The sequence below is a fragment of the Mucilaginibacter sp. genome (genome assembly GCF_036383575.1).
In the GTDB taxonomy this organism is placed as follows: domain Bacteria; phylum Bacteroidota; class Bacteroidia; order Sphingobacteriales; family Sphingobacteriaceae; genus Mucilaginibacter.
This window is the reverse complement of record NZ_DASVOB010000385.1, coordinates 1-3,875: the sequence shown is the minus strand read 5'-3', so window position 1 is coordinate 3,875 and position 3,875 is coordinate 1. Positions and strand designations below refer to the sequence as shown.

Genomic DNA, 3,875 nt, shown 5'->3' with positions numbered 1-3,875 from the left:
AAGCGGGCTCTTAAAGGCCCCAAGGGTTATACGGGGTGTGTAATTTGCCCTGTTTATTCCGCTAATATCTTACTTCTCATCGCAGAGCACGTCATCTCATTTTTTTTCAGGAGAATCCTGATGGTTACTCGCAATGACGGGATGTTGATTGACTACTCCCTCCTTAAACTATCAACCGGATTAGCCAATGCGGCTTTAACCGATTGAAAGCTGATAGTAACAAACGCTATTAATACAGCAATGGCGGCAACTAACAAAAAGGTTGTCCAGCTTATACCTACGCGGTAAGCGAAAGCATCCAGCCAGTGGCTCATGGCCAGCCAGGCTATCGGGAAGGCTATAACAATTGCGATAAGCACCAGCTTAATAAAATCTTTGGCTAACAAGGTAACGACATTCCCCACTGTTGCGCCCAAAACTTTACGTACGCCAATTTCGCGGGTACGAACCTGGGCGGTGTAGGCTGCCAGCCCAAGCAGGCCAAGGCAGGATATCAAAATAGCGATGCCCGCAAAATAGTTGAACAGCGTTCCTTCCCGTTGCTCGCCCTGGTAAAGTTTATTGAATACTTCATCCAAAAAAGTATAACCAAACGGGAACTGGCCGTTATATTGTTTAAATTGAGCTTCGGCAGCGGCTATGGCTTTTGGCGCACCGTTACCTGTGGTTTTAATGTAGATAGAGGCATAACTGTCCGGCGCGTAGAAAAACACCATAGGGCCAATCTTTTCACGCATGCTGGCAAAGTGGAAATCTTTAACCACACCTATAATAGTACCTTCGGTTTTCCGCAGCTTGAAACGTTTACCTATCGGATCTTTCATTCCTAATTCCTTAATTGCCGCTTCGTTCAGGATATAATGTGCCGAGTCGCTCACCGAACCATCAAAGCCATGCCCTGCTGCCAATTTCATCTTGAAAAAGGAGATAAAATCCTTGTCAATCCCTTGCGGGTGTACAATAAATGTTTGCCCGGTTGCTTTCCCATCCCAATCAGTGTCGCCGGATATCCCTCCGTTGTTAACAATGTTGCCGGTCGATCGGGTTACAGCTTCAATGCCTGGCTGTTTCAAAAGCTCGGCCTTAACAGCGTCATAATGGCCTTTCATATCGCGCATCCAAAAGGCAAATACATGACTTTTATCGTAACCTAAATTTTTCGACCGGATATAATTCAACTGCCCTGTGATTACGATGGTGCTAATGATCAGCACTACCGAAAAGGTAAATTGCACCACTACCAGGATCTTACGGAACAGCACATCGCCAATACCATTTGATATCTCCCCTTTAAGTGCTTTTAACGGTTCAAAAGACGAAAGCAGCAATGCCGGGTAAATACTGGATAATAGTAAGGTAGCAGCTATAGTACCAGCAATAACAAACCAGATATGATGATCAGAAAGATTAAATACCAGCTGTTTACCTGCAATTGCATTAAATACTGGCATCACATTATAAATTACCAGCACCGCCAAAACAGATGACAGCACGAACAACAAAGCTGTTTCCACCACAAACTGCATAAACAATTGTGTTTTTGCTGCGCCGATGATCTTTCGCATGCTGATCTCCTTGGCGCGCAACATGGCCCGCGCGGTTGAAAGGTTAACATAGTTAATGCAGGCAATAACCAATATTACCAAAGCTATAATAATAAAGATGTGCACAGTGCTGATCCCCCGGTCGGTACCATCAGCATTATAAAGGTGCATTTTAGTAACAGGTAGTACGAGGTAGTCGGCATCAGTATCTTCGGGCTTCCGTTTCAGGTGGACACTATTTAAATCGGCCGATAGCTGTTTTAACGAAGTACCGGGTTTAAGCTGCAAATAGGTTTCATAGGCATAATTGCTGAAATCATGGTTCAGATCATCTTTAAAATTGGTCAGCATGTATTTAACATGATAGCTCATGGGCATGATCATATCATAATTAATGCTTGAGTTAAGCGGAAAATCATTAATAACACCCGATACCGTAAAATTCTCCTTATTATCGGCAACAATAACTTTTCCGATAGCATCCGCGCTCCCGAAATATTTCTTTGCTGTACTTTTTGTGATCACCACCGAATTATCGCTTGCAAAAGGCTTTGCATTATTACCCTCAACCAGCGGGAAATCAAAAACGGTAAACAGCGACGGATCGGCAAACCCTACCGCCTGCTCATTAAAAACTTTATCCTGGTATTTAAATAAGGAGAAAAACCAGTTATTGGTAATGCGCACCTGGTTTTGCACGGCCGGCAGTTCCTGTTTGGCCAGCGGCCCCATTGGTGCAACCGTAACCTGCCAGATCTGCTTACTGGCCCCAGTCCCCCCAAAAAGTTCAACCCTGTAAATATTTGATGCATTTTTATGAAAGCTATCAAAGCTAAATTCATCCTGCACCCAAAGCAGGATCAGGATGCCAATGGCAAGGCCCAGAGTTAACCCGGCAATGTTGATCACCGAATAAAATTTATTACGAACAAGGTTACGCCAGGCGGTTTTGATATAGTTTTTTAACATAATACTATAGGCTTTATCAGACATCAGGATAATCAAAATGATGCCAATATTGTAAATTACTATATATCAAAAGCTTATGCAACAACACTATAGAATACCGTACGGATACGGACAGCCTGGTGTTCATTTATGTAACGGTGTTTTTAGAGATTAGTGATTGGATATTAGAGATTGGTTTTGATTGGGGATTTGGAAAATGCACTATTATTAATAACCTAAAAAAGTTAGTGCTACGGAAATATCCTTAAACACTAACCTCCAATATTTGCGACTGGCCCGTAATCTTCAGCCTTTATTTTCCTCAACTAATTTCCAACCTCTAATCACTAATCACCCGACCGCAAACTCTTTATTGGATTAACACTTGCTGCTTTTATAGATTCATAACTAACCGTAAGCCAGGCAATGCCCAAAGCCGATGCCGACGCCACGAAAAATATCAGCCAGCTAACACTAATGTGATATGCAAATCCGGATAACCAGCTATTAGCCACGTACCAAGAAACCGGTAATGCTATACATATGGCTATAAGGATAAGCCTGGTAATTCCTGACGATAATAGATATACCAAATTTAAAACAGATGCGCCTAATACCTTGCGCACACCGATTTCTTTGGTGCGCTGCTCGGCTATAAAAGCCGATAAGCCATATAAACCAAGGCAGGAAATAAAAATACCAATGGCCGCAAACAGTTTAAAGATATTGCCCATCTGTTGCTCGCCATGATAAAGGTTAGCCATTTGCTGGTCGACAAAATTAAAGGTGAATGGATAGGCTGGGCTTATTTCTTTACTTATTTTTTCTAAAGCTTCAATAGTTGCGGTGGTGGTTCCGGGTTTGGTGCGGATAACGACTGTACCGCCGCCGCCAGTTAAAGAAATGATCAATGGCTCAATAGCCGACTGGGCCGGTTTAAAATTAAAATCTTTAACCACCCCAATGATAACGCTTGGTTTGTCGTGCAGCGTCATCGGCTTTCCTATCGCCGCTGCCGCATTATGGATCCCCATAAGGCTTAGCAGTTTTTCGTTGATGACACAATTATTCGAGTCGGTTTTGATGGACTCAGAAAAGAAGCGACCTGCCAGTAATTTTAATCCGAATAAGCGGGCAAAACTTTCACTCACATACATTGCGGGCGTCGGAAAACCTTGTGTTTTGGGATCTTTACCTGGCCATGAGGCATTTGCGCCAGGCCCGATATCGATGGGAAGCTCGCTGGTAATGGTAAAATCACTGGTAAGTTGATCCTGTTTCAACTCGTTGCGCAATAAAGCCTCTTTATTAGCCATATCGCCATTTATATCCATATATAAAAGGCTGGATTTATTAAAGCCGGGGTTCCTTTCTCTTACAAAC

The 3,875-nt window shown here is 43.0% G+C and carries 2 protein-coding genes; both read right to left on the bottom strand.

Going from position 1 to position 3,875, the window contains the following annotated elements; translation table 11 throughout:
• Window positions 1-152 precede the first annotated feature (152 nt).
• A complete protein-coding gene (locus VF500_RS13425; protein WP_330860157.1) occupies window positions 153-2,537 on the bottom strand; it encodes an ABC transporter permease in 2,385 nt (794 codons plus the stop codon).
• Between the two features lie 302 nt (window positions 2,538-2,839).
• Window positions 2,840-3,875: ABC transporter permease (locus VF500_RS13420; RefSeq protein WP_330860156.1), on the bottom strand; the 1,036-nt coding region annotated here is incomplete at its 5' end.

Bases quoted from the DNA above. Each gene is read 5' to 3' on its own strand.
- VF500_RS13425 (WP_330860157.1), bottom strand. From the start codon at position 2,537: ATGTCTGATAAAGCCTATAGTATTATGTTAAAAAACTATATCAAAACC.